Origin of the sequence: Rossellomorea sp. YZS02, from assembly GCF_033963925.1 — a bacterium.
In the GTDB taxonomy this organism is placed as follows: Bacteria; Bacillota; Bacilli; order Bacillales; family Bacillaceae_B; genus Rossellomorea.
Map to the genome: position 1 here is coordinate 277,605 of NZ_JAXBLY010000002.1, position 18,695 is coordinate 296,299.

Genomic DNA, 18,695 nt, shown 5'->3' on the forward strand with positions numbered 1-18,695 from the left:
AAGGATGAGTCTCGAATCCTTTCTGCACAATCTGCAATTTGATATCAACCGGGCGAATCTTCCTGGTTTTGAAGTGGACTGGGAGGATGCCCCTCTCCCCTACAAGCTGTATAGGGGATTGCCGGCTGTCCCACTGTCCCTGGAAGTACCCTTGTCGCTTTCTGGAAGACCGGGACCTGTTAGCCTGGAACGAATCGGTCACTTCCTCTGGTATGTGTATGGCATCAGCGGGGTGAGCGAGTCGCTGTATCCCGATGATACCGGGGACGAAGAATCCTCCCCCATCCACTCCAGCCGGCGGTTCGCTCCATCGGGAGGGGCCCTGTATCCGAATGAGCTGTACATCTACTTAAAGCTCGATGATCTGCCCCATGGAATCTATCATTATAATCCTCTCCACCATCAGCTTGTCCTCCTCCGGGAAGGCAATGTCGATTCCTATGTGGAACGGGCACTCGGCAACCGCTGTGACATATCATCCTGCTTTGCCACCGCCTTAATTTCAACGAGATTTTGGAAAAATTATTTCAAATACAATAATTTCTCCTACCGGCTGCAGGGACTCGATGCCGGCGTCCTTATGGGGCAGCTGCTGGAAACGTCCAAACAGTTCGGATTCGAGTCGGGGGTGTATGCTCAATTTCTGGATGCTAGCATCAACCGTTTGGTCGGGGTGTCTGATGAAGAAGAAAGTGTCTATGCCGTCATTCCCCTTTCGGTTGGGGCAACGAATTGGGCAGTGGGGAGAAGCGGGAGCGATCGGGTAGTCATGTCTCAAGAGTTGTGTCGGGAGCTTCCCCTAGTCGATCTCGAAGTCTATGAAAAATCTGAAAGAGTGAGAGAGTTCCCCAAGTTGTTGGCGGTGAATGAGGCTTCTCAAATCCGGTCAACCGGGGAATTTCATAAACGTGGAAAACCGTGCGGTGATGATAAGAGCAGAGGAACCGAAATCCTCTTACCTGAAGTGGAGTCCTTTGCATATGATTTCGCGGAGGCGTGCAGGAATCGCCATTCCCCGGAAATGGATTTTGTCATGGGAAAGGTCAGCCTGGAGAAGCTTTCGGTATTATTGAAAACAGCCCTTCAATGCTATTCTTACCGGAGTGATCTTGACGAGGTGCCTTATGATAATGGGGACGGAGTTTCGATTGTCGGGTGTTTCTATAACGTAGAAGGTGTACCTGACGGAGCATACGCCTATGAAAGCAGCCGTCATGCCCTGCGGGAAATCCAGACAGGGGATTTCCGCCTGGAGCTGCAGAAGGGGCTCTCACTCGACAACGTCAACCTGCTTCAGGTGCCACTATGCCTTCATATCACCGGGAACCGAAAATCCTATCAGGACACCTTAGGATACAGAGGCTACCGGATCATGCAAATGGAAGCAGGCATGCTCGTCCAGCGCCTCCTCCTCGCATCATCCGCCCTCGGCTTCGGCGGCCATCCACTCCTTGGATTCGACACCAAACGGACCGACCACATCTACAAACTAAACTCAGAAAACCAAACCACCCTCATCCAACTACCCATCGGCCCCTCCCGTCAGCGCGCCTGGCTCAAAGGTAGTTTAATGAATTAGAGGGACGGACCTTTATTTTCCCGTTTTGATTTTGAGGCTGGGGGAATTTGGAGGTCCGTCCCTCCCTTTTTTCACGCAGGAAAGAGTCGGTAGATTGTCTATTTTAGCTGGGGAGTGTTCCTGGCTTGATAGTAGATGTGAGGGGTGGTGAGAGAGGTGCCGCGGAATATCCGCGTGGATTTGGAATTGATCCGGTTTGATCGAATTTTCTTTACATCAAAAGCACGGGATCGCTCCCGTGCTTCCCTTTTTGAGAGGGACGGACCTCCAACACCACACTTTCAATGAAACGTATGCTTCATTTGGAGGTCCGTCCCTCACTTCACTTCCAGCACTTTCGTCTTGACCCAGCTACGGCCGAATAAACCGGTATAGACGAGGACTGTTCCGATCATGACGATGAAACCGATGTAGACGCTCATCATCGTTGGCATCAAAAAGGCACCAATGATGATCGTTGATCGTGCGACGAGGTCCGCTCCGCTGAAGGACAGGTTGGAAAAAGCAGAATATGAGCCACGCTTGTCGCTCGGAATCATATTCGCCTGTTCTGCATTCCGGATCGGCGAGTAAATCAGTTCCCCCATCGTCGCAATCAGGTTGAAAGCGATCAGGAGATACCACGTATTGGCGGATGTGACCGTCGCATAGCCGATGCCATACAGGATCAACCCGATCAACAAAGCATGCTTTTTATTCAACGTATCGGTATAGCGATTGATGATAAAAGTAAGACAAACAACTAAGAGCATATTCTCGATGTTCAAGATACTGAGCATCCTCACCCCGACGATCTCGAAACTCCCTATACTCACAGCCTCAAACGTTTCCGCCAGGCGGATCCCGATATAGCTGTTCAAGGAAAATTCCGCCGCGAAGATGAAAGTCGATCCTGCCACCACTTTCACGAAGGCCGAATCCTTAAAGGCGACCCTGTAGTTGTTCACAAGATCGACGAACACATTCGCATGCTTTTTCTGAAGCTGGTCCTTAAAGTTGTCCTGAAGCCAAATCCCATACGCAACGGGAATCGTTGTCGATGTGAAGGTCAGCATCATGAATAGCTCTGTCTGATGGTTCAGGTACAGCAGTCCCCCAAGGGCGGCACCGATCGCCATGGACAAGTTAATCAACCAGTAATCCAAAGCATAGACGGCTTTCCGGTTCTCCGGCGTCGTCGAGTCGATAATGATCGCATGCATCGCAGGACGGCCGAGGCTGCTCGTGATGATGAACCCGATATAAGCACCTGCAAACAGCAGGATCAGATTATCTTCTGGAAATAAACTTGCCGTCATCACCAAGAAAAACAAGGCATTCAGCCACGACGTCGTCAGCAAAACTTTTTTCCGGGGAAAACGGTCTGATATGTATCCCCCGACTAGGTTGACGCAAAATCCGATCACGACAGTCCCGATCAGGAAGATCCCTGCCCAGATTTTATTCAGTTCCTGTGCAAAGAACAGCGCCATGAATGGCATGACGGCGGATGAGACGGCACGATTGAAGAATGACGTGATCATCCGTACTTTAATATTTTGAGGTAATTCCTTCCACTTCATGTTGTTCCCCCTCCTCTATTTACTGTATAGTAAACTAGACGGAAAAATTTAAAAATAGACACTTTTCAAATTGATGTCCCCTTTTAGGAGGAGAACCCGCATGGAGAACAAATTACTCACCCTTTGGAGGTACTATCCCTCCGGCAGCATCCGCGTCGAGGAAATCTCTGAAACCCTGCAATTAAGCCATAAGCAGACCTCCCGCTACTTAAAAAAATGGAATGAAGAAGGTTGGATCGCTTTCACCCCAGGCCGCGGACGTGGGAATGTATCGACCCTGAAATGGAAGAAAGATGTGGAGGAAGAGTTCGAAGAAGAAGTCGTGAGGCGGATGGATGAAGATCCGATCGACGAGAGCAGCAAGTATCTCATGTACAACTGGTCTACAGACAGCAAGATGAGGCTCATGACGCATTTCCACAGTAAGCTCGGGTTCGTGAAGGAGTCCAAAGATAAGCTAATCGTGCCGAAGCGCTATCCCTTTTTCTCCATCCACCCACTCGAGGCGGCCGACGTCATGAGCGCTCATCTGGTGGCAAACGTCTTCAACCGCCTCGTTTCCATTACAGTAGACGGGGACATCTTACCGGAACTTGCTCACAGCTGGGATTCTTCTACAAGTAAACTTCGGTTCTATTTAAAAAAGGATGTCCGGTTCCACGACGGCTCCATCCTGACCGCCAGAGATGTTGTCCACTGTCTCGAACAGCTAAAGAACTGCCATCACTATCAGGAGCTATGGGAACCGATCGAAGAAATCGAGGTCAAAGGCCCTCTCATCATCGACATCCACCATCCCGGGGGCTGCAGTTACATCCTTCCCATGCTCACGATGATGTGTGCGAGCATCTATAAAGAAACCAAGGGACGGACCTTCGGAACAGGCTGTTTCTCTCTTGAGGAAAATACCGATTCAAAGACGACCCTCACCGCCTTCAAGGAACATTTTCAGGAGAGGCCACTCCTTGATGCCGTGGAATTTGTCCAAGTCCCAAAGGATTTCAAAGGAATCTATCATTCTCATATAGATGATAATCAATCTACTTCCGTTGAGGTTGAGAGTGACTCAGGGTTCGGGATTATCGTCATGAATGCACTTCCGGGACGAGACTCCCAGATTCAACGAAAAGAAGTCCGGGATTATCTGCACTGGGTCATTGCGAAATACCGCCATACCCTCCGTGACCTCGATCCCCGCCTGACACCGAATGGGAAAAGCATTATCGTCGGTCAGGATCAAGGCATGACGATCACCGAAGTGGACCGTCCCCTGTTCACCGAACCCCTCGTGATCCGCTGCGCCAACCATACAGCGAAGACCACCGAGTGGCTCGTGGAGATCTTTAAAAAAGAGGAAATCCCCGTCGACGTCCAGTGGTTTTCGTTTGCCGACACGCTGACAAGGCAGCCGGAGACCTTTCATGTGGATCTCTTCGTTCACGGGGAAATCTTTGAATCCAACCAGGATTTTTCGTTTTATCACTTTTTGAAAAATGGATATTCACCTCTTCAAGGACTCTTTGAGAAAGGCAGCCCCTGGAAGGCATACCTGGACAAGTACTGCCATACTCCTTTTGAAAAATGGAACGAACTAAACATGACCCTGGAGAAGAAGCTCATGGAAGAGTCAATCATGATTCCTCTATATTATGAGAAACGCTACATCCCGTTTTCGACGGATATTATGAATATCGAATTCAAGCATTTTGGGTATGTGGACTTTTCGAGGCTGTGGGTGCGGCCCGAGGTATAGAGTGAACTGAATCGGACATATGTCCTTTAATTCCTAACGTAAAAACGGGTATCGTAAGAAAGAAGAAACCATTGCTGAATGAAAGAGGAGATCATGATGACACCACCATCTATCTGTATGATAGGAGCAGGATTTCACGCCACTACCAATATATATCCATCTTTGATAGAAGCAGGCGCGACCATCAAGGCTGTAGCAACCAGGAACAAGGATAATTCCAAAAGAGCATTGCTTCGATTTGGCAGTACAGGGAATGCCTATGATCATCACATCACGATGCTTGAAGAAGAAGAGTGCGATGGAGTGATCGTTGTCGCTCAGCCCCAAGATCAAGCCCGACTCGTCATGGATTGCATCAAATTCCGAAAGCACGTGTTTGTAGAGAAACCACTGGGAATGACAAAGGACGAAGCTCAGGTCATCGCAGATGCGGCAGAAGAAGCAGGGGTTCAGGTCATGGTCGGCTTTATGAAACGATATGCACCGGTCTACGAAACCCTTCATACCCTTATCCAGGAAGAAGAGCTGGGGTCGGTTCGGTCATTCGACGCCCGCTTCGCCGTCGACAGCACGCCGTTTTGTAAAAACGATGAGGAGTATCTGAAATTTGCGGCGATCCACCTAGTCGACCTTACCCGTTATTTGTTCGGTGAAGTAAGGAATGTGAAAGGGTTCAAGAATAGTGAGGGACCACATATCTCACAATGTCTCACCCTCGAGTTTCAAAACGGAGTGGTCGGAACGGTCTTTTTAAGCGGAATGTCGGCCTGGTCCCGAGAAAGTGAAAGGCTGCAGGTCACCTTCGATCACGGCTTTGTAGAAGCTGTGGAAATCGAAACCCTGCGCATTCACGCCTCCCAAACCTTCGAAGACCTTCCCTGGAAAGGATTAAAGGAAAGAGATACAGTCTTCACACCATCCGCCTCTCCTATGTCAGGAACCATGAGGGACCTGTATCTTAGAGGATTTACAGGAGAAATGGCACACTTCCTCGCATGCTGCGAAGGAAAGAAGACACCACTTTCCAACGCGAGAGAAAACGTTGGGACGATGGCATTATGCGAAGACATCCTTCAAGCATTAAAATAACAGTCAGGGGACGGGGACCAAGGGACCTGTCCCCTTGGCTCTTCTCAACCTCTCACGCCATCTGTTATGCTATCAACATCTCAAATCTATCAAAGGAGTCACCATGATCTCATTCTTCCTCACCCTAAAACGACTGCTCAAAGCCCTCTGGCAGGCTTTTAAGCTAAAAAACTTCCAGGTTCTTTTCACCATGGTCCTGGTCATGTTATTCTCAGGCACATTTTTCTATGTGAAGCAGGAAGGCCTGGCCGTGATCGACGCCCTTTATTTTTGCGTGGTCACGTTAAGCACGATCGGGCATCCCACCTTCGAACCTCAAACGCCTTTCGGCAAGATCTTCACGATGATCTATATATTCGGTGGGAACGGTGTGTTCATCGGGATGATCGGGTACGTGGCGTATGCCATGATCCAGAAACCGGAGAAACTAAAAAGGAATGCTGAGAAAGAATAGCATTCCTTTTTTGTTCATGACTTATAGGTGAAATAAGGACCGAATTCCTCATTATCATGTGTCTGGACATACGTCCAGGTGAAGTTTTTATCGACGATGTACACATCTTCTTCATCCCGCAAGTCCTCCACTCCGAGCCTAGAGGCATTCTGTACGAGGAGAACATCTTCTTTTAGTTGATAAAACACAAAGCATTCTCTTTTTCGCTGCTTTTGAAAAAGCTCTTTCGCCTTCTTGCCAACCAAACGATCCGTCTTCTCCCAACTAAACACATGCCATAGAAATCCGCAGGAGTACCGGTCACTGTGAAGAAAGATCGATTCCTTTTCTTCGTCGCTTAAGTGGGACACAAACGCGTCTTCCCACTTCTTCAACAGGTAGTTGCTCCATTCGGGCATTTCCTTGACCCTCATATGACGGGCGGCCAGTCTATCGTACAGGTCTATCATCTTCGTTCCTCCGTTACCTAAGCGCTCGCTCAAACTCCAACGTCACGCCGTCCCCATTCTTCTCATCGGCTTTCATGATGTTGACGGTTTGAATATATCCCTTCACTGCTTCATCCCCATGAGTCATTGAATTCGACGAATCAGCCTCCTTCAACACCTGTAGTCCGGCCAATTCATCCAGATTTCCAGCTTGATTGATTAATTGTTGCTTGATTTCTTCTTCCTGCCCTTCCGGCTCGAAGGTCAATTCAAATCGATAGCGGGTCGACAAATCCGGTCTGAAGTAAGTCTTCTCCCGGATGGATCCATCTTCTTCCACCGAAGTGCCGATCCCTACCGTGTTGGCAGGCACTTCATTAAGGGTCCCGGCAGTTTCTTCTTCAATTTCTTCGGGTGTAGCATTTCCTTTATATGGTTTTAACTTAATTTCCAGAATTGTGTCAGGCGGAAGATCCGTATCCCCTGATATCACCATATTCTCCCCATCCAATGTAAGAGTCGCATCAATTTTAAACGCAGGTTCCTCAAGCTCCTCCTCCACGACTTCCTCCTGCTCCTGCACATCCGCTGTTTGCCGATACTCTTTTTGGACTTCCTTCTGCTCTGCGTTCTGCGCGAATGGATTAAATACCACGCGACAGGCTGAGAGGAACAGACAGGATGAAAGGAGTACAATAAGTAGAACTATCTTTCGACACATTTACATATCACCTTCGACATTATTTTCTGAATTGTGTTTACTAATGCATGTCGTTATTGTAGCATGAATATTGTAAAATTTGTAATTTTTCCTAAAGTTAGGCAGGGGAGTTTTTTTATGAATAAAGCAGTACGCACACCCTTTCATTTTGTCATTGTGTTCATCGGTTTGTTTCTACTCAGCGGCATCAGCGCTTTATTGGATTATGATACAGAGCTTGTCATCAATGTAGGAGCATATGGCCTCAGGCTGTGGCAGACGATGCTTGAACTCGCCTCACCTTCTTCCATCATCGTCCTGTGGGGCGCAGAAGATAAACAATACGGGATGTTCGACATATTTCTCACTACCTACCCATATTCGTTCACCATTTTGTTCATCTCCTTTTTGGTCGCCATTCTGATTTCAGTTGTCGTAAGTTACCTGATGATGCTTATGCCGAGAAAGCTATTCCGGGCTTCAGAAAAAGTCGTCAACATTCTCGACGGAATTCCCGATGTCTTCCTCGTCGTGTTATTCCAGCTGTTCATCATCTGGCTGTTCAAAAAAACGGACTTCCTCTTATTTGATATCTATACGACCGGGGAAGAACAGATCTATATGCTGCCCGTCATTTGCCTCTCGTTTCTGCCCGTGGTGTTTTTAGTAAAACAATTTTTATTCCAGCTCAAAGAAGAAGAAAGTAAGCCCTATGTAGAGTTTTCCTTTTCAAAAGGGTTCAAGAAGAGTTATACGATCTGGTTCCATGTGTTCCGAAATGTATGGATCCATTTCTTCCTGCATTTGAAGCCGATCTTTCTGCTCATGCTCTCGAATCTGCTTGTCATCGAGATTTTATTCAATATCAAAGGCTTTATGACAGTCCTGCTCAGAACGGCAACGTCGTCATCACCAGCCTTTTTTATTGGGATGCTTCTGATATTCGTCCCATTCTACATCGTGTTTACGATCGGTTCCCTACTATTGAAGAAATGGCTGAAAGGAGGAGAATACCATGTCTAGATCGCTCATCAAACGAATGACTTTTCCTGTCTTGATCATCGTCGGCCTCCTTGCGACAAGCTTCCTGATTCCAGTGGTGAATCCTGACTATGATAAAATCACGCAATACATGATGGATGAAAACAATAAGGTGACGGCTGCACCGCCATTCACGCCTGAAGAAATGCCGCTCTTGGGGAGTGACCGGCTCGGCCGGAACTTTCTCTTGCTCCTGATAGCCGGAGCAAAATTTACGATTTTTGCGGCCCTTTTCATCGCTGCACTCAGGATGATCTTCGGCTTCGGGTTCGCCCTTCTCTACACCTTTCTGCCGGGATCATTCACCCGTATATTAAAGGGACTGGGAGAAGCGTTCCAATACCTCCCCCTTGCCATTGTCGTGTTTGGACTCTTGGCCCCGCTCGAGGGAGCTTTTCAGGGAGATGCCCTCCCATCCGGCCGCTACTTCTTTATCCAGCTGGTGGGTATTGCCGCCATCACCATCCCTTCTCTCGGCATTTACCTGGGAGAAGAGATGAAGCTCTTTATGAAGCAGGAATTCGTCGATGTGTCGAAGAGCATGGGGGCAAGCCGCTTTCATTTAGTGAAGAAACATCTGGTGCCACAATTCCTGCGTCACTCGATTGTATTATTTTCCGAACAGGTATCACAGGCCCTTTCCCTGCTCATTCAGCTCGGCATCATCCTGATGGCCCTTGGAGGAATGAAAGTGGCGGAATTCGCCATCGGTCCCTTTGAACCGAGTAACCCTGTCTATTTTTCAGAAACGAATGAATGGGCTGCGACGATCAGTATGAACATTCAGCAGGTATTCTCGACTCCGTTACTTGTGGTTGTACCGTTGATTCTGTTCTCGATCCTGATTCTTTCCATCAATTCCATCAGCTCCACGCTAAAGAGAGCATTGATCGACAGTGATCTGCCGGTGAAACAAAAGGTGAAAGCAGAGGAGAAACCCAAAGAACGGGTTGTGCGGTCGGAAGAATTGTTTACATTTAAGGGATGAAGCACGGAAGCATAGGGACGGTTTCCGTGCTTCCTTTTTTGATGAAAAGGCATCCTGCTTTTTTAGGCAAAAAATGTCGGGCAGGGCGTCTCTGATTTTGATTAAAATGGATGATGAAAGGGAGGATTCGATGGACTGGCTTACGAGAATGAATCAGGTGTTGGATTACATTGAAGAACATCTTGATCAAGAGATAGACTATAAAGAATTAGCGAAAATCGCATACTGCTCGGATTTCCACTTTTCCCGGATGTTTGCCTCTCTATCGGGGATTTCATTATCAGAATATATCAGGCGCAGAAGACTGACCCGGGCGGCCTTCGATTTACAGAGAACCGATATCCGGATTTTAGAAGTGGCGAACACGTATGGGTATGAGTCTGCTGATTCGTTTTCCCGGGCTTTTAAAAAAATGCATGGAATCAAACCATCTGAATGCCGTCATGAAGGGGTGCCGTTGAAAGCTTTTCCGAAAATATCCTTTCAATTGACGATAAAGGGAGACACGGAAATGGAATATCGAATCGAGCATGTGGAGTTTGAAATCACATTGGCAGGAAAAGGAGAAACAGTCAGCACCAACCGGGCCTTTAAAATCATTCCCACTCTTTGGAGCAAAGGGAAGAAAAACGGCTTCATGCAGGAATTAATTGATATGTCGTGGAAAAATCCGAAATGCACATTGGAAGGCGTATTAGGGGTTTGTGGAAAAGAAGCGGCCATCATGGAGGAAGAATTCACCTATTTCATGGGAGTCCGCTATGACGGAGAGCCGCGCGAGGGAATGGAAACTGTGGTGATTCCGCCGAGTACGTGGGCCGTCTTCCCGAATGTCAGGGAAGCCTGGAAACGGTTATATACTGAATGGGTCCCTACCTCAGGATATGAACTGGCCAATTTACCGTGTATTGAATGTTATTATGGACCGGGACATAAGCCACGCCATGAATTATGGGTGCCCATCGTCACACCATAACTTCATGAACAACGGAGCTTACCCTTTAAAAGGGGCAATGGGCCAACATCCAGCCATTGCCTTTTCATGTTCAAATAATCTTCCCGCTCACCGGTGAAGAAAGATTCATCATCGTATACGGTTCTCCATACTCCATAGACGCATCAATAAATGCTTCCAACAATTGATTGTTTCCGGTCACAACCTTCACTAGATAACTGTATTCCCCAGTAAGCCGGTGACATTCTACAACGTGGGGATGTTCCTTGCAAAAGGCTCTGAAGGCTTTACACCGATGGGTTTTCATCAATACAAATGCTTTAACCGGTTTATTCACCTTTTCCGGATTAATAATAGCTTTGTACCCCTCTATGACTCCCTGCTCCTCAAGCTTTCTAACCCTCTCTGTGACGGCAGGAACGGAAAGGGAGATTTCCTTTCCCAATTCAGTCATCGAAATCCTGCCGTTCACTTGCAATACGTCCAATATATGCCGGTTTATAGTATCCACGATTCTCCACCTTCAAATGTAATGTAAACACCAATCATTTCCTTAATAATTTAAGAATAGCAGTAAAAACCCCTAAGAAATAGCATGTAAACAAATTCTTTTTTTCAATAAGATAATGGTATATCAATGAGAAAAGGGGTTTGGTTATGGGATTAGAAATGAAGTCAATATGCGAAAAATGTGGAGACGATGTTCATGGGGAGGCTTACATTTGTGTTCATGAATGTACGTTTTGTTCCTCTTGTACAAATGAAATGGCCAACATTTGCCCAAATTGTCATGGAGAACTGGTGAGACGACCGAAACATGCTGCGTCTTGTCCAATAGGAGGCCGGTCATGAAACGTGCACTTGTCATCATAGATGTACAAGAGACGTTCACCCATCCTCAATGGGGAAAGAGGAATAACCCGTTTGCAGAGGACAATATCAAGGAATTATTAGATGAATTTCGGAAAAAGGAGGAAGAAATCATCTTTATCAAACATGTTTCAACGAATCCTCTCTCCGGCTTTCATCCAAACCATGAAGGTTCAGCGATTAAAGAAATCGTGAAACCTCTCGAAACAGAAACGGTTATCACAAAGGACGTAAATAGCGCTTTTATCGGCACCTCACTTGAAAGCCACTTACACGAAAGAGGCATCAAAGAAGTGGTGATCACAGGGTTAACGACTCCCCACTGTGTCTCCACCACCGCCAGGATGAGCGGAAATCTGGGATTCACCACGTATCTAATCGAGGATGCAACGGCTGCATTCGGAATCCACTATAAAGGGTCATTCATAGATGCCGAGACCGTCCATACCGTTTCTCTTGCCACCGTGCACGATAAATTTGCCACTGTGATAACGACGAGGGAATACCTTCGACGATTGTAAAGGGTAGAAGCACGGGGACGGTTCCCGTGCTTTTTCTTTCATCCAAGAAGCTGCAACAGAACCGCCCCCATGCTTCCCCTTATATAGTTCGTGAATACCTCAACGACCGATACTCCCCCTCCTCATTCCCATAAACAGGCTGCTCACTTTCATACAGGAACCCTCTCGCTTCATAAAAAGGAATCCCCTTCTGATTCCCTTTTTGCACAGACACCCACTGCTTCCCCGCATGGAATTCTTCTTTCTGCTGTTGGGTGATGGCCTCTAACAAGAGTGTCCCGATCCCTTCATTGCGCCTCGAAGGATCCAGGTACAAGACAAACAGCTCTCCCTCAGTCTTCCCGATCATCCCGCCCCCACCGGCACCAAGAACTTCACCATTTTCAACCGCAACATAATAACCTCCCCAATCCCGGTCCGATGTGGTCACTTCTTGCAGGATCCGCTCTTCGTTATAAAACTCTTCTATCACTCTTTCAATATATTCTTTTGCATAAATCTCTTTATACGTTGCCCAATACCCCTCTGAACAGACTTTCTTAATGCCTTTTACATGACTCTCGTTTGCTTTCAAAATACGTATCATGATCCAACCTCCAACTATATCTACTGAATAAAAGCTGAACTTTCCGTACCACTATCGAATTATTTCAGACTCCCTCTAGTCATTACGTCACACAAATCTCCCTCTCCTGATAACCATATGATTCTGAAGGTACAGGCATAAAGATTCATCTTTCTAAGTAACCCCTGATTTACAAAATATTAACTTGTTAGAAGCTTATTCCATCCCCTATCATTTCAAGTAGAAGCGAACACAACTGATGCCAATTCCTCAAGAAAATTTCATTTCTCACTGCCTGACTACGTTGTTTTACTATTAACATGCCATTCTCTCAGGGAATGACATGTTGATATAAAAAAATACATACAGGAGGCATTCCCATGCTAAAGAAATCATTGTTGTTTGTCGTTGCCCTGCTTCTCTCGTTCGCTTTATTCCTGCCGTCCGCATTCGCTTTCCCGCCCGGCACACCGTCCAAGTCAACTGCCCAATCTCAGCTGAACGCCCTGACTGTGAAATCTGAAAGCACCATGACCGGCTATTCCCGGGATAAGTTCCCCCACTGGATCGGCCAGGGAAATGGCTGTGACACCCGCCAGCTCGTACTCCAGCGTGATGCCGACAGCTACAGCGGCAGCTGCCCCGTAACGTCCGGTTCATGGTACAGTTATTACGACGGAATCACGTTCACCGATCCGTCCGACCTTGACATTGATCATGTCGTCCCCCTCGCAGAAGCATGGCGCTCCGGTGCCAGCAGCTGGACGACACAGAAGCGTGAAGACTTCGCCAATGACTTGAGCGGTCCCCAGCTGATCGCCGTCAGCGCAAGCTCTAACCGTTCCAAAGGCGACCAGGACCCATCCACATGGCAGCCACCGCGTTCGGGTGCCGCCTGCGGTTACTCCAAATGGTGGATCAGCACAAAATATAAATGGGGCTTGAGCCTGCAATCTTCAGAAAAAACCGCCCTTCAAGGCATGCTGAACAGCTGCGTCTATTGATTCCAGGGAAGCACGGGGACGGTTCTCGTGCTTCCTTTTTGAAATTCAAACATAGAATTGGAGGCATACATATGGAGAAGAAATCGACTATTTTCACTGCGACCCACGGGGTCATGACGGCTGAAGTCGGGGTGATCAGCGGGGAGCTCGAACTCGTGACAACTTGTGAAGAGGATGGTACCCTAACGCTATCGATCACATACGTCGGGGCAGAAGAGTGGTATTCCCTTCCCGGGGATGCCTATCGCTTACACGACGTGCGGGATCATGAGGTAGTGCATAACATGCTGGCAGCTGTGTTGGAACGGCCATAAAAAAACCAAGGGGACAGGTCCCCCGGTCCCGTTTCATAAAAAAAGAGCCAAAGGACCTGTCCCCTTGGCTCCCCTTGGCTCACCATCTTACTTCATCTCCATCACGGCAAAATAATTCTCTTCACCATCCGCAAAGTTAAACACCCTGCCCCCTGGCAACTCGACGATTTCCCCAACGGTGACGTTCTTATTGGATAAATCCGTATAAAATTCATCCAATCGATCGGTGAAAAACATCAAGGATGGCGTACCCAGATTGAGTCCAGGTGACATCTTTGCCACGAATTCTTTGTTATGAAGAATAATGCTTGTCTCGACGTCCTTCGTCGGCGCCACTTCAATCCATCTCATCCCTTGACCGTTATCTTCCTCAGCCTTCACGGTGAACCCTACTTTTTCCGTCCAAAACTGGACTGCTGCATCCTGATTATCCACATATACCATAATTTGACCGACTTTATTGATCAACGTTTATCCCACTCCTCTAACATGTTATTTCAGCGATTGAAGTGCTTCTTCCAAGCGATCCCACGTTTCCGAAATTCCCTGTTCCATTCCCATATCCAACACGGTCTTGAGGGCCTCCGCTGACGTGTAGACAGAACGGTTGATGACCTTCGTCTTACTTCCCATGTCAACGAATTCCAACGTCACATCCGTTGCCGGCATGTCTTCATTCGTATGGCCTTCCGCATCCGAGAAGACATCGACGTAAACGATTTTCTCCGGTTCGCAGATTTCTCTATACGTCCCTTTTCCCCATGATTCCATTCCGTAGAATGGCCCCTGGCCTTGATCCACGCATTTCATACAGTAATGCCAGACACCTCCCGGCTGGAAATCCATTTGGCATACAGGCAGCTCCCAACCTCTTGGCCCCCACCAGCGTTTGAGATACTCGGGCTCTTTAAACATCTTGAACACAATATCACGCGGGGCATCAAAGGTCCTTTCCAAGATAAGTACCCGGTTGTCTTCCACTCTCGAAAGCATATGGCTGTTGGACATTTCAGTTCCTCCTCAATAGGTTGAATGTACATATTGTGAAGATGTGATGGCCTGAATCTGTTGCGTTCTAAAAAAAGTAACCGATAGTAGTATTCTCCAGAGAATCCTATACTCCTTCATTCTCTCTAACTTTTTCTTCAAAAGAGCCAAGGGAAAGAGCCAAGGGGACAGGTCCCTTGGCTCTTCCTGTGGAAGCAGAGGGACGGTTCTCATGCTTCCTTTTTTTATGAAGTCGACGCCCAAGCATGTTCACTACAATCATGAAAATAGAGCACACTATCCATAGGAGGTGGTAGTGTGACGGACAAAAAGAAACCATCCAAAGACGGAGACTCAGCCAATAAATATCAGCAGGATCGCCACAATCAAAATGCCAAAGCAGCGGCAGCACTTGAACCTGTGGCCCCAAGGATTGAAACAGATCATATTTAGTTCCTCAAAGAGAACGGTAAAAACCCAGATTCTTCTTGGCTCTGGGTTTTCCGGTTTCCAACACTTTATACCAAATAAGGTGAAAACGCCTCATGACGATAGACCCCAGACGCTTCTCGTTTCACTTCTTCCATGATGACGTCTATTTCAGAAATCAATGCTTGTAACGACTCCTTCACTGCCCCTCCTTCAAAAAGCTCAAGAGAAATGGGCAATTCATCTTCATCTAAAACGGTATATCTTCCATCAGGAAATACAAGTACGTCCACAATTAAATCTTCAAACGATACCATACCGGGGACAATTCTTGTATTTTTCACTATGTTAAAATACGCACCCAAATAGTCACCATTCCGACTTCTCCAAAAATACAGATTATACGGTCTGTCCTCCCAATAATATGCGACGGTATAACTCCCTCGTGGGATCGTTATGTCATCATCTGGAGTCGTTATGGTAAAAGGAGTTTCAATGACATGAAATAACGTTATACTTCGATCCTCCCGTTCCAATACCTTACATTTATAATCCACAGTATCTAAATTATACTTAATCTTTCGTTCAATCATTTCTTCCATTTCGAACACAACCTTTAATGAGTTTCGAGAAGCAAAGGGAAAGCGGCTCCTTCACCCGCTATTATAGTGGAGCTTTCTTCCAATATAAAGGTTTCTAAGATCGCAACCTTCTCTCCAAAATAAGTAAATCTTATACCATATCATAAAATCATTATCATTTACTTATTAAAATACTCGAGATACTATTAAACTAAGGTTAGAATTTATTCCCAATAGAGGAGGAATGAGTTTAGATGATACTCGGTTTACATCACGTCCAGATCACCATTCCGAAAGGCACTGAAAAAGAGGGAAAAGAATTTTACTGTGATCTTCTGGGGTTACCTGAAATCCAGAAACCCGACTCATTGAAAGGCCGCGGAGGATTCTGGTTAAAGGTTGGGGACAGAGATGTTCACATAGGCACGGAAGATGGGTTCGACCGTTCCAAAACGAAAGCCCATCTGGCTTACCAGGTCGATAATATTTCAACTTGGAGAAACCTATTGGAGAAGCAAAACATTCAAATCCTTGAAGGATTACCGATACCCGGATTCGAACGGTTTGAGTTCAGAGATCCCTTCGGAAATCGGGTCGAAATGATTCAAGCGGTTTGAGGAGCGGGCCTCCCCACATTTACCTGATTAAAAAATTCCCACTATTTCCCGCCTTCCTTTTGTTTATTTTTTTTTAGAATCGGATATTGAATAATAAGAAATCATACCATAGAAATGAGGTAGTGAGAACATGCGGGAAAATCATGATCAAGTAAAAGGAAAGACAAATCAGGCAAAGGGAGAAGTGAAGAAAGGGCTAGGCAAACTGACAAACGACCATTCGATGATTGCAGAAGGTGAACGCGACAAGGATAAAGGAAAGATGCAAGAGAAGGTTGGAAATGCGAAGGAATCGTTTAAAAAGAATTGGTAACAACCAGGAAGCGCGGGGCAATTCCCTGCGCTTCCTTTTCCGTTCCTTGGCTCCTCTACAAATACTGCTTCAACTCTTCCTTCACCTCATCACTCGCAAAAGCCGCGTCCACACTGTTCAGATAGATCTCCCGATAATCCTCTTCACTCATGGCAAATTCACCCCACACCAATTCACATTCCTTCGTCATCGTCGTATCCGAGACCGTTCGGTTGTCTGTATTGATGGTGATCTTGATACCGTCTCTGTGAAATTCGTAAAGCGGGTGATCTCGGAATTCCCGAACGGCTTTTGTCTGAACATTGCTCGTCGGACAGATTTCAAGCACGATCCCCTTATCCTTTACCACCTGATACGCTTCCGGACAATCTGTAATATAAACACCGTGCCCGATTCTCTCTGCCCCCAGCCATTCAACGGCCTCGAGAACATTTCTCCCGACGCCTGTTTCACCGGCATGGATCGTGACTCTGTAGCCATACTCTCTCGCAAGAGCAATCGGTTCAACGAATTTCGCGCAGAACCCCGCCTCTTCGGACGCACATAAATCGATGGCGACGACTCCTTTGCCAAGGAACCCCTTCCCCTTTTCCACCACTTCAAAGGCGCTTTCCGGAGACATCGTTCTCATACAGCACAAAATGATATTCCCTTTGATATCAAATCGCTCTTCCGCTTCTTTCATCCCATCAATGACACTTTCGATGATTTCTTCCACCGACAGTCCATTTCGCGTGTGTAAGAGCGGGGCAAATCGAACCTCCATATATTTCACGTTTTCCTCTGCCGCATCTTCATACAGTTCGAAGGTGATTCTCTTTAGGTTTTCTCTCGACTGCATCACGTCATTCGGAATCGAGAACTTCTCCAGATATTCATCCAATGATTCGCAGTCTAACGGGGCAATCAGCTCTTCTTTTATCTTATCTTGATCAAAAGAAGGAAGCTGAATTCCGTCTTTCTTCGCTAAATCAATAATTGTTTCGGGTCTGACACTCCCATCCAGATGGCAGTGAAGTTCAATTTTAGGCATTGTCGAATAGTTCATGTTGGACCTCCTCAATTTTTCTATAAAAAAAAATCCTGATTACGAAGAAAATACAAAGTACAGTACCTTCTTCGTAATCAGGATTTTTTGGTTCCTGGTAGAGACCTCCAAACCATATTATTGGAGTTATACGAATGTGAAATCCTATTTGGTTTGTTATAACGATAATAAAATTCGCGTTGAATGTCAAGGTGAAGCGCGGGGACGGTTCTGTTGCTTTCTTGAAATCAAAAAGAAGCAGCAGAACCGTTCCTATGCTTCCCGGCTAGATGAAACAGTTTTCTTTCGTTCCCCATCCAGTTCCGATAAAGCTTCAAAAAATTCGTCCCGCAACACGCCCATGATAATGTTGTCATGGAATTCCCCATCGTAGAATAGCTCACTGCGGATCACACCCTCTTGCTTAAACCCAAGCTTACCGTATGCTTTGATTCCCCTCGCATTATATGAATATACACATAAGGCGATGCGATTTAAATGGAGGTGCTGGAATCCATACTCCATGATCAGACGCAATGCTTCCGTACCGAAACCCTTCCCGAAATACTTCGGATCATGGAGGGCAATTCGCACATTCGCATGGCGATTCAAATAATCAATCTCGTTTAAGGCAAGATCTCCAATAGGTTCTTCCGTTTCGTTCTTCGTGATGATCAGGTCAATTCGATGATCATCCAGCGCAAAGGCATCGTAAGCCTTTTCGATTTTCGCTGGTGTTAACATTTTTTGTGCACCCGTCATCTTTCTGATTTCCGGATTGCTCAAAGCTTTCAAAATCAAGGCATAATCCTCTTTTTGAAAAGTACGCAAAGACACAGATTTTCCAACCAAGAATGTGTCCATCCCCATCCCCCTGCTTCCAATTATTAGAACATCATTATTTTATCAAGGGCATTC

Annotated in this window: 24 protein-coding genes and 1 riboswitch; of the genes, 14 read left to right on the forward strand and 10 right to left on the reverse strand. The window is 46.6% G+C overall.

The features are described 5' to 3' along the window. Positions 1 to 4 precede the first annotated feature (4 nt). Complete coding sequence (locus SLH55_RS03795) at positions 5 to 1,579, forward strand: SagB family peptide dehydrogenase (protein WP_320322694.1); 1,575 nt, start codon at positions 5 to 7, stop codon at positions 1,577 to 1,579. 317 nt (positions 1,580 to 1,896) lie between these two features. On the opposite strand, the gene SLH55_RS03800 is transcribed toward SLH55_RS03795, so the two are convergent. Then, positions 1,897 to 3,141: an MDR family MFS transporter gene (locus SLH55_RS03800; RefSeq protein ID WP_219167392.1), complete on the reverse strand. Its 1,245-nt coding sequence runs from the start codon at positions 3,139 to 3,141 to the stop codon at positions 1,897 to 1,899. Positions 3,142 to 3,241: 100 nt separating this feature from the next. Here SLH55_RS03800 and SLH55_RS03805 point away from each other — a divergent pair, with 100 nt between their 5' ends. The 3 genes from SLH55_RS03805 to SLH55_RS03815 all read left to right on the forward strand — a co-directional run bounded on the left by SLH55_RS03805 (position 3,242) and on the right by SLH55_RS03815 (position 6,437). Beyond that, positions 3,242 to 4,894: an ABC transporter substrate-binding protein gene (locus SLH55_RS03805; RefSeq protein WP_320322695.1), complete on the forward strand. Its 1,653-nt coding sequence runs from the start codon at positions 3,242 to 3,244 to the stop codon at positions 4,892 to 4,894. A gap of 96 nt (positions 4,895 to 4,990) precedes the next feature. After that, on the forward strand, positions 4,991 to 5,983 hold the full coding sequence (locus SLH55_RS03810) for a Gfo/Idh/MocA family oxidoreductase (RefSeq protein ID WP_320322696.1): 993 nt from the start codon (positions 4,991 to 4,993) through the stop codon (positions 5,981 to 5,983). A gap of 103 nt (positions 5,984 to 6,086) precedes the next feature. Beyond that, a complete protein-coding gene (locus SLH55_RS03815) occupies positions 6,087 to 6,437 on the forward strand; it encodes a potassium channel family protein (RefSeq protein ID WP_219167394.1) in 351 nt (116 codons plus the stop codon). Positions 6,438 to 6,451: 14 nt separating this feature from the next. Here SLH55_RS03815 and SLH55_RS03820 read toward each other — a convergent pair whose 3' ends face one another. After that, on the reverse strand, positions 6,452 to 6,883 hold the full coding sequence (locus tag SLH55_RS03820; protein WP_413787079.1) for a DUF4275 family protein: 432 nt from the start codon (positions 6,881 to 6,883) through the stop codon (positions 6,452 to 6,454). 16 nt (positions 6,884 to 6,899) lie between these two features. Then, positions 6,900 to 7,586: a hypothetical protein gene (locus SLH55_RS03825; RefSeq protein ID WP_320322698.1), complete on the reverse strand. Its 687-nt coding sequence runs from the start codon at positions 7,584 to 7,586 to the stop codon at positions 6,900 to 6,902. Positions 7,587 to 7,703: 117 nt separating this feature from the next. Between SLH55_RS03825 and SLH55_RS03830 the strand changes: the two genes are divergently transcribed. The 3 genes from SLH55_RS03830 to SLH55_RS03840 all read left to right on the forward strand — a co-directional run bounded on the left by SLH55_RS03830 (position 7,704) and on the right by SLH55_RS03840 (position 10,570). Beyond that, complete coding sequence (locus tag SLH55_RS03830; protein WP_320322699.1) at positions 7,704 to 8,588, forward strand: ABC transporter permease subunit; 885 nt, start codon at positions 7,704 to 7,706, stop codon at positions 8,586 to 8,588. Continuing rightward, complete coding sequence (locus SLH55_RS03835) at positions 8,581 to 9,594, forward strand: hypothetical protein (protein ID WP_320322700.1); 1,014 nt, start codon at positions 8,581 to 8,583, stop codon at positions 9,592 to 9,594. The genes SLH55_RS03830 and SLH55_RS03835 overlap by 8 nt, the downstream gene beginning before the upstream one ends. A gap of 130 nt (positions 9,595 to 9,724) precedes the next feature. Next, entirely contained in the window at positions 9,725 to 10,570 is an 846-nt protein-coding gene (locus SLH55_RS03840; protein WP_320322701.1) for an AraC family transcriptional regulator, read from the forward strand. Between the two features lie 70 nt (positions 10,571 to 10,640). Here the strand turns inward: SLH55_RS03840 and SLH55_RS03845 are convergent, their stop codons facing one another. Beyond that, a complete protein-coding gene (locus SLH55_RS03845; RefSeq protein WP_320322702.1) occupies positions 10,641 to 11,060 on the reverse strand; it encodes an Lrp/AsnC family transcriptional regulator in 420 nt (139 codons plus the stop codon). Positions 11,061 to 11,206: 146 nt separating this feature from the next. Between SLH55_RS03845 and SLH55_RS03850 the strand changes: the two genes are divergently transcribed. Beyond that, a complete protein-coding gene (locus SLH55_RS03850) occupies positions 11,207 to 11,401 on the forward strand; it encodes a DUF1272 domain-containing protein (protein WP_219167401.1) in 195 nt (64 codons plus the stop codon). Then, positions 11,398 to 11,940, forward strand: coding sequence for a cysteine hydrolase family protein (locus SLH55_RS03855; RefSeq protein ID WP_320322703.1), 543 nt, complete (start codon positions 11,398 to 11,400; stop codon positions 11,938 to 11,940). Before SLH55_RS03850 ends, SLH55_RS03855 begins: the two co-directional genes overlap by 4 nt. A gap of 79 nt (positions 11,941 to 12,019) precedes the next feature. On the opposite strand, the gene SLH55_RS03860 is transcribed toward SLH55_RS03855, so the two are convergent. Next, positions 12,020 to 12,526: a GNAT family N-acetyltransferase gene (locus SLH55_RS03860; protein ID WP_320322704.1), complete on the reverse strand. Its 507-nt coding sequence runs from the start codon at positions 12,524 to 12,526 to the stop codon at positions 12,020 to 12,022. A 359-nt stretch (positions 12,527 to 12,885) separates the two neighbouring features. Here SLH55_RS03860 and SLH55_RS03865 point away from each other — a divergent pair, with 359 nt between their 5' ends. Together SLH55_RS03865 and SLH55_RS03870 are read left to right on the forward strand one after the other, a co-directional pair. Continuing rightward, positions 12,886 to 13,509 (forward strand): HNH endonuclease family protein, encoded by a 624-nt coding sequence (locus SLH55_RS03865; RefSeq protein ID WP_219167404.1) that lies wholly within the window; start codon positions 12,886 to 12,888, stop codon positions 13,507 to 13,509. Between the two features lie 71 nt (positions 13,510 to 13,580). Next, on the forward strand, positions 13,581 to 13,823 hold the full coding sequence (locus SLH55_RS03870) for a hypothetical protein (protein WP_219167405.1): 243 nt from the start codon (positions 13,581 to 13,583) through the stop codon (positions 13,821 to 13,823). 87 nt (positions 13,824 to 13,910) lie between these two features. Here SLH55_RS03870 and SLH55_RS03875 read toward each other — a convergent pair whose 3' ends face one another. Continuing rightward, complete coding sequence (locus SLH55_RS03875; protein WP_320322705.1) at positions 13,911 to 14,291, reverse strand: VOC family protein; 381 nt, start codon at positions 14,289 to 14,291, stop codon at positions 13,911 to 13,913. Between the two features lie 24 nt (positions 14,292 to 14,315). After that, positions 14,316 to 14,831: an SRPBCC domain-containing protein gene (locus SLH55_RS03880; RefSeq protein ID WP_320322706.1), complete on the reverse strand. Its 516-nt coding sequence runs from the start codon at positions 14,829 to 14,831 to the stop codon at positions 14,316 to 14,318. 297 nt (positions 14,832 to 15,128) lie between these two features. Between SLH55_RS03880 and SLH55_RS03885 the strand changes: the two genes are divergently transcribed. Further along, positions 15,129 to 15,263, forward strand: coding sequence for a hypothetical protein (locus tag SLH55_RS03885; RefSeq protein WP_320322707.1), 135 nt, complete (start codon positions 15,129 to 15,131; stop codon positions 15,261 to 15,263). A 65-nt stretch (positions 15,264 to 15,328) separates the two neighbouring features. Here the strand turns inward: SLH55_RS03885 and SLH55_RS03890 are convergent, their stop codons facing one another. Beyond that, positions 15,329 to 15,841, reverse strand: coding sequence for a DUF402 domain-containing protein (locus SLH55_RS03890; RefSeq protein ID WP_320322708.1), 513 nt, complete (start codon positions 15,839 to 15,841; stop codon positions 15,329 to 15,331). A 233-nt stretch (positions 15,842 to 16,074) separates the two neighbouring features. On the opposite strand from SLH55_RS03890, the gene SLH55_RS03895 reads away from it, so the two are divergent. Together SLH55_RS03895 and SLH55_RS03900 are read left to right on the forward strand one after the other, a co-directional pair. After that, a complete protein-coding gene (locus SLH55_RS03895; protein WP_320322709.1) occupies positions 16,075 to 16,437 on the forward strand; it encodes a VOC family protein in 363 nt (120 codons plus the stop codon). A 130-nt stretch (positions 16,438 to 16,567) separates the two neighbouring features. Further along, complete coding sequence (locus SLH55_RS03900) at positions 16,568 to 16,750, forward strand: CsbD family protein (RefSeq protein ID WP_219167410.1); 183 nt, start codon at positions 16,568 to 16,570, stop codon at positions 16,748 to 16,750. A 55-nt stretch (positions 16,751 to 16,805) separates the two neighbouring features. Here SLH55_RS03900 and add read toward each other — a convergent pair whose 3' ends face one another. Beyond that, the gene (gene add / locus SLH55_RS03905; RefSeq protein WP_320322710.1) at positions 16,806 to 17,798 is read right to left on the reverse strand and encodes an adenosine deaminase; all 993 of its coding nucleotides are present in this window, start codon (positions 17,796 to 17,798) and stop codon (positions 16,806 to 16,808) included. Between the two features lie 54 nt (positions 17,799 to 17,852). Beyond that, a riboswitch (purine riboswitch) is annotated at positions 17,853 to 17,952 on the reverse strand. A gap of 98 nt (positions 17,953 to 18,050) precedes the next feature. Then, positions 18,051 to 18,641 carry a GNAT family protein gene (locus SLH55_RS03910; RefSeq protein WP_320322711.1) on the reverse strand — a complete coding sequence of 197 codons (591 nt, stop codon included), beginning with the start codon at positions 18,639 to 18,641 and terminating at the stop codon, positions 18,051 to 18,053. Positions 18,642 to 18,695 lie beyond the last annotated feature (54 nt).

What these genes read in the sequence shown, in the direction of transcription:
- SLH55_RS03910 (WP_320322711.1), bottom strand. Translation starts at nt 18,641, where the DNA reads ATGGACACATTCTTGGTTGGAAAATCTGTGTCTTTGCGTACTTTTCAA.
- SLH55_RS03815 (WP_219167394.1), top strand. Translation starts at nt 6,087, where the DNA reads ATGATCTCATTCTTCCTCACCCTAAAACGACTGCTCAAAGCCCTCTGG.
- SLH55_RS03840 (WP_320322701.1), top strand. Translation starts at nt 9,725, where the DNA reads ATGGACTGGCTTACGAGAATGAATCAGGTGTTGGATTACATTGAAGAA.
- SLH55_RS03800 (WP_219167392.1), bottom strand. Translation starts at nt 3,141, where the DNA reads ATGAAGTGGAAGGAATTACCTCAAAATATTAAAGTACGGATGATCACG.
- SLH55_RS03830 (WP_320322699.1), top strand. Translation starts at nt 7,704, where the DNA reads ATGAATAAAGCAGTACGCACACCCTTTCATTTTGTCATTGTGTTCATC.
- SLH55_RS03810 (WP_320322696.1), top strand. Translation starts at nt 4,991, where the DNA reads ATGACACCACCATCTATCTGTATGATAGGAGCAGGATTTCACGCCACT.
- SLH55_RS03865 (WP_219167404.1), top strand. Translation starts at nt 12,886, where the DNA reads ATGCTAAAGAAATCATTGTTGTTTGTCGTTGCCCTGCTTCTCTCGTTC.
- SLH55_RS03880 (WP_320322706.1), bottom strand. Translation starts at nt 14,831, where the DNA reads ATGTCCAACAGCCATATGCTTTCGAGAGTGGAAGACAACCGGGTACTT.
- SLH55_RS03835 (WP_320322700.1), top strand. Translation starts at nt 8,581, where the DNA reads ATGTCTAGATCGCTCATCAAACGAATGACTTTTCCTGTCTTGATCATC.
- SLH55_RS03805 (WP_320322695.1), top strand. Translation starts at nt 3,242, where the DNA reads ATGGAGAACAAATTACTCACCCTTTGGAGGTACTATCCCTCCGGCAGC.
- SLH55_RS03895 (WP_320322709.1), top strand. Translation starts at nt 16,075, where the DNA reads ATGATACTCGGTTTACATCACGTCCAGATCACCATTCCGAAAGGCACT.
- SLH55_RS03900 (WP_219167410.1), top strand. Translation starts at nt 16,568, where the DNA reads ATGCGGGAAAATCATGATCAAGTAAAAGGAAAGACAAATCAGGCAAAG.
- SLH55_RS03890 (WP_320322708.1), bottom strand. Translation starts at nt 15,841, where the DNA reads ATGGAAGAAATGATTGAACGAAAGATTAAGTATAATTTAGATACTGTG.
- SLH55_RS03850 (WP_219167401.1), top strand. Translation starts at nt 11,207, where the DNA reads ATGGGATTAGAAATGAAGTCAATATGCGAAAAATGTGGAGACGATGTT.
- SLH55_RS03855 (WP_320322703.1), top strand. Translation starts at nt 11,398, where the DNA reads ATGAAACGTGCACTTGTCATCATAGATGTACAAGAGACGTTCACCCAT.
- SLH55_RS03795 (WP_320322694.1), top strand. Translation starts at nt 5, where the DNA reads ATGAGTCTCGAATCCTTTCTGCACAATCTGCAATTTGATATCAACCGG.
- add (WP_320322710.1), bottom strand. Translation starts at nt 17,798, where the DNA reads ATGAACTATTCGACAATGCCTAAAATTGAACTTCACTGCCATCTGGAT.
- SLH55_RS03870 (WP_219167405.1), top strand. Translation starts at nt 13,581, where the DNA reads ATGGAGAAGAAATCGACTATTTTCACTGCGACCCACGGGGTCATGACG.
- SLH55_RS03860 (WP_320322704.1), bottom strand. Translation starts at nt 12,526, where the DNA reads ATGATACGTATTTTGAAAGCAAACGAGAGTCATGTAAAAGGCATTAAG.
- SLH55_RS03825 (WP_320322698.1), bottom strand. Translation starts at nt 7,586, where the DNA reads ATGTGTCGAAAGATAGTTCTACTTATTGTACTCCTTTCATCCTGTCTG.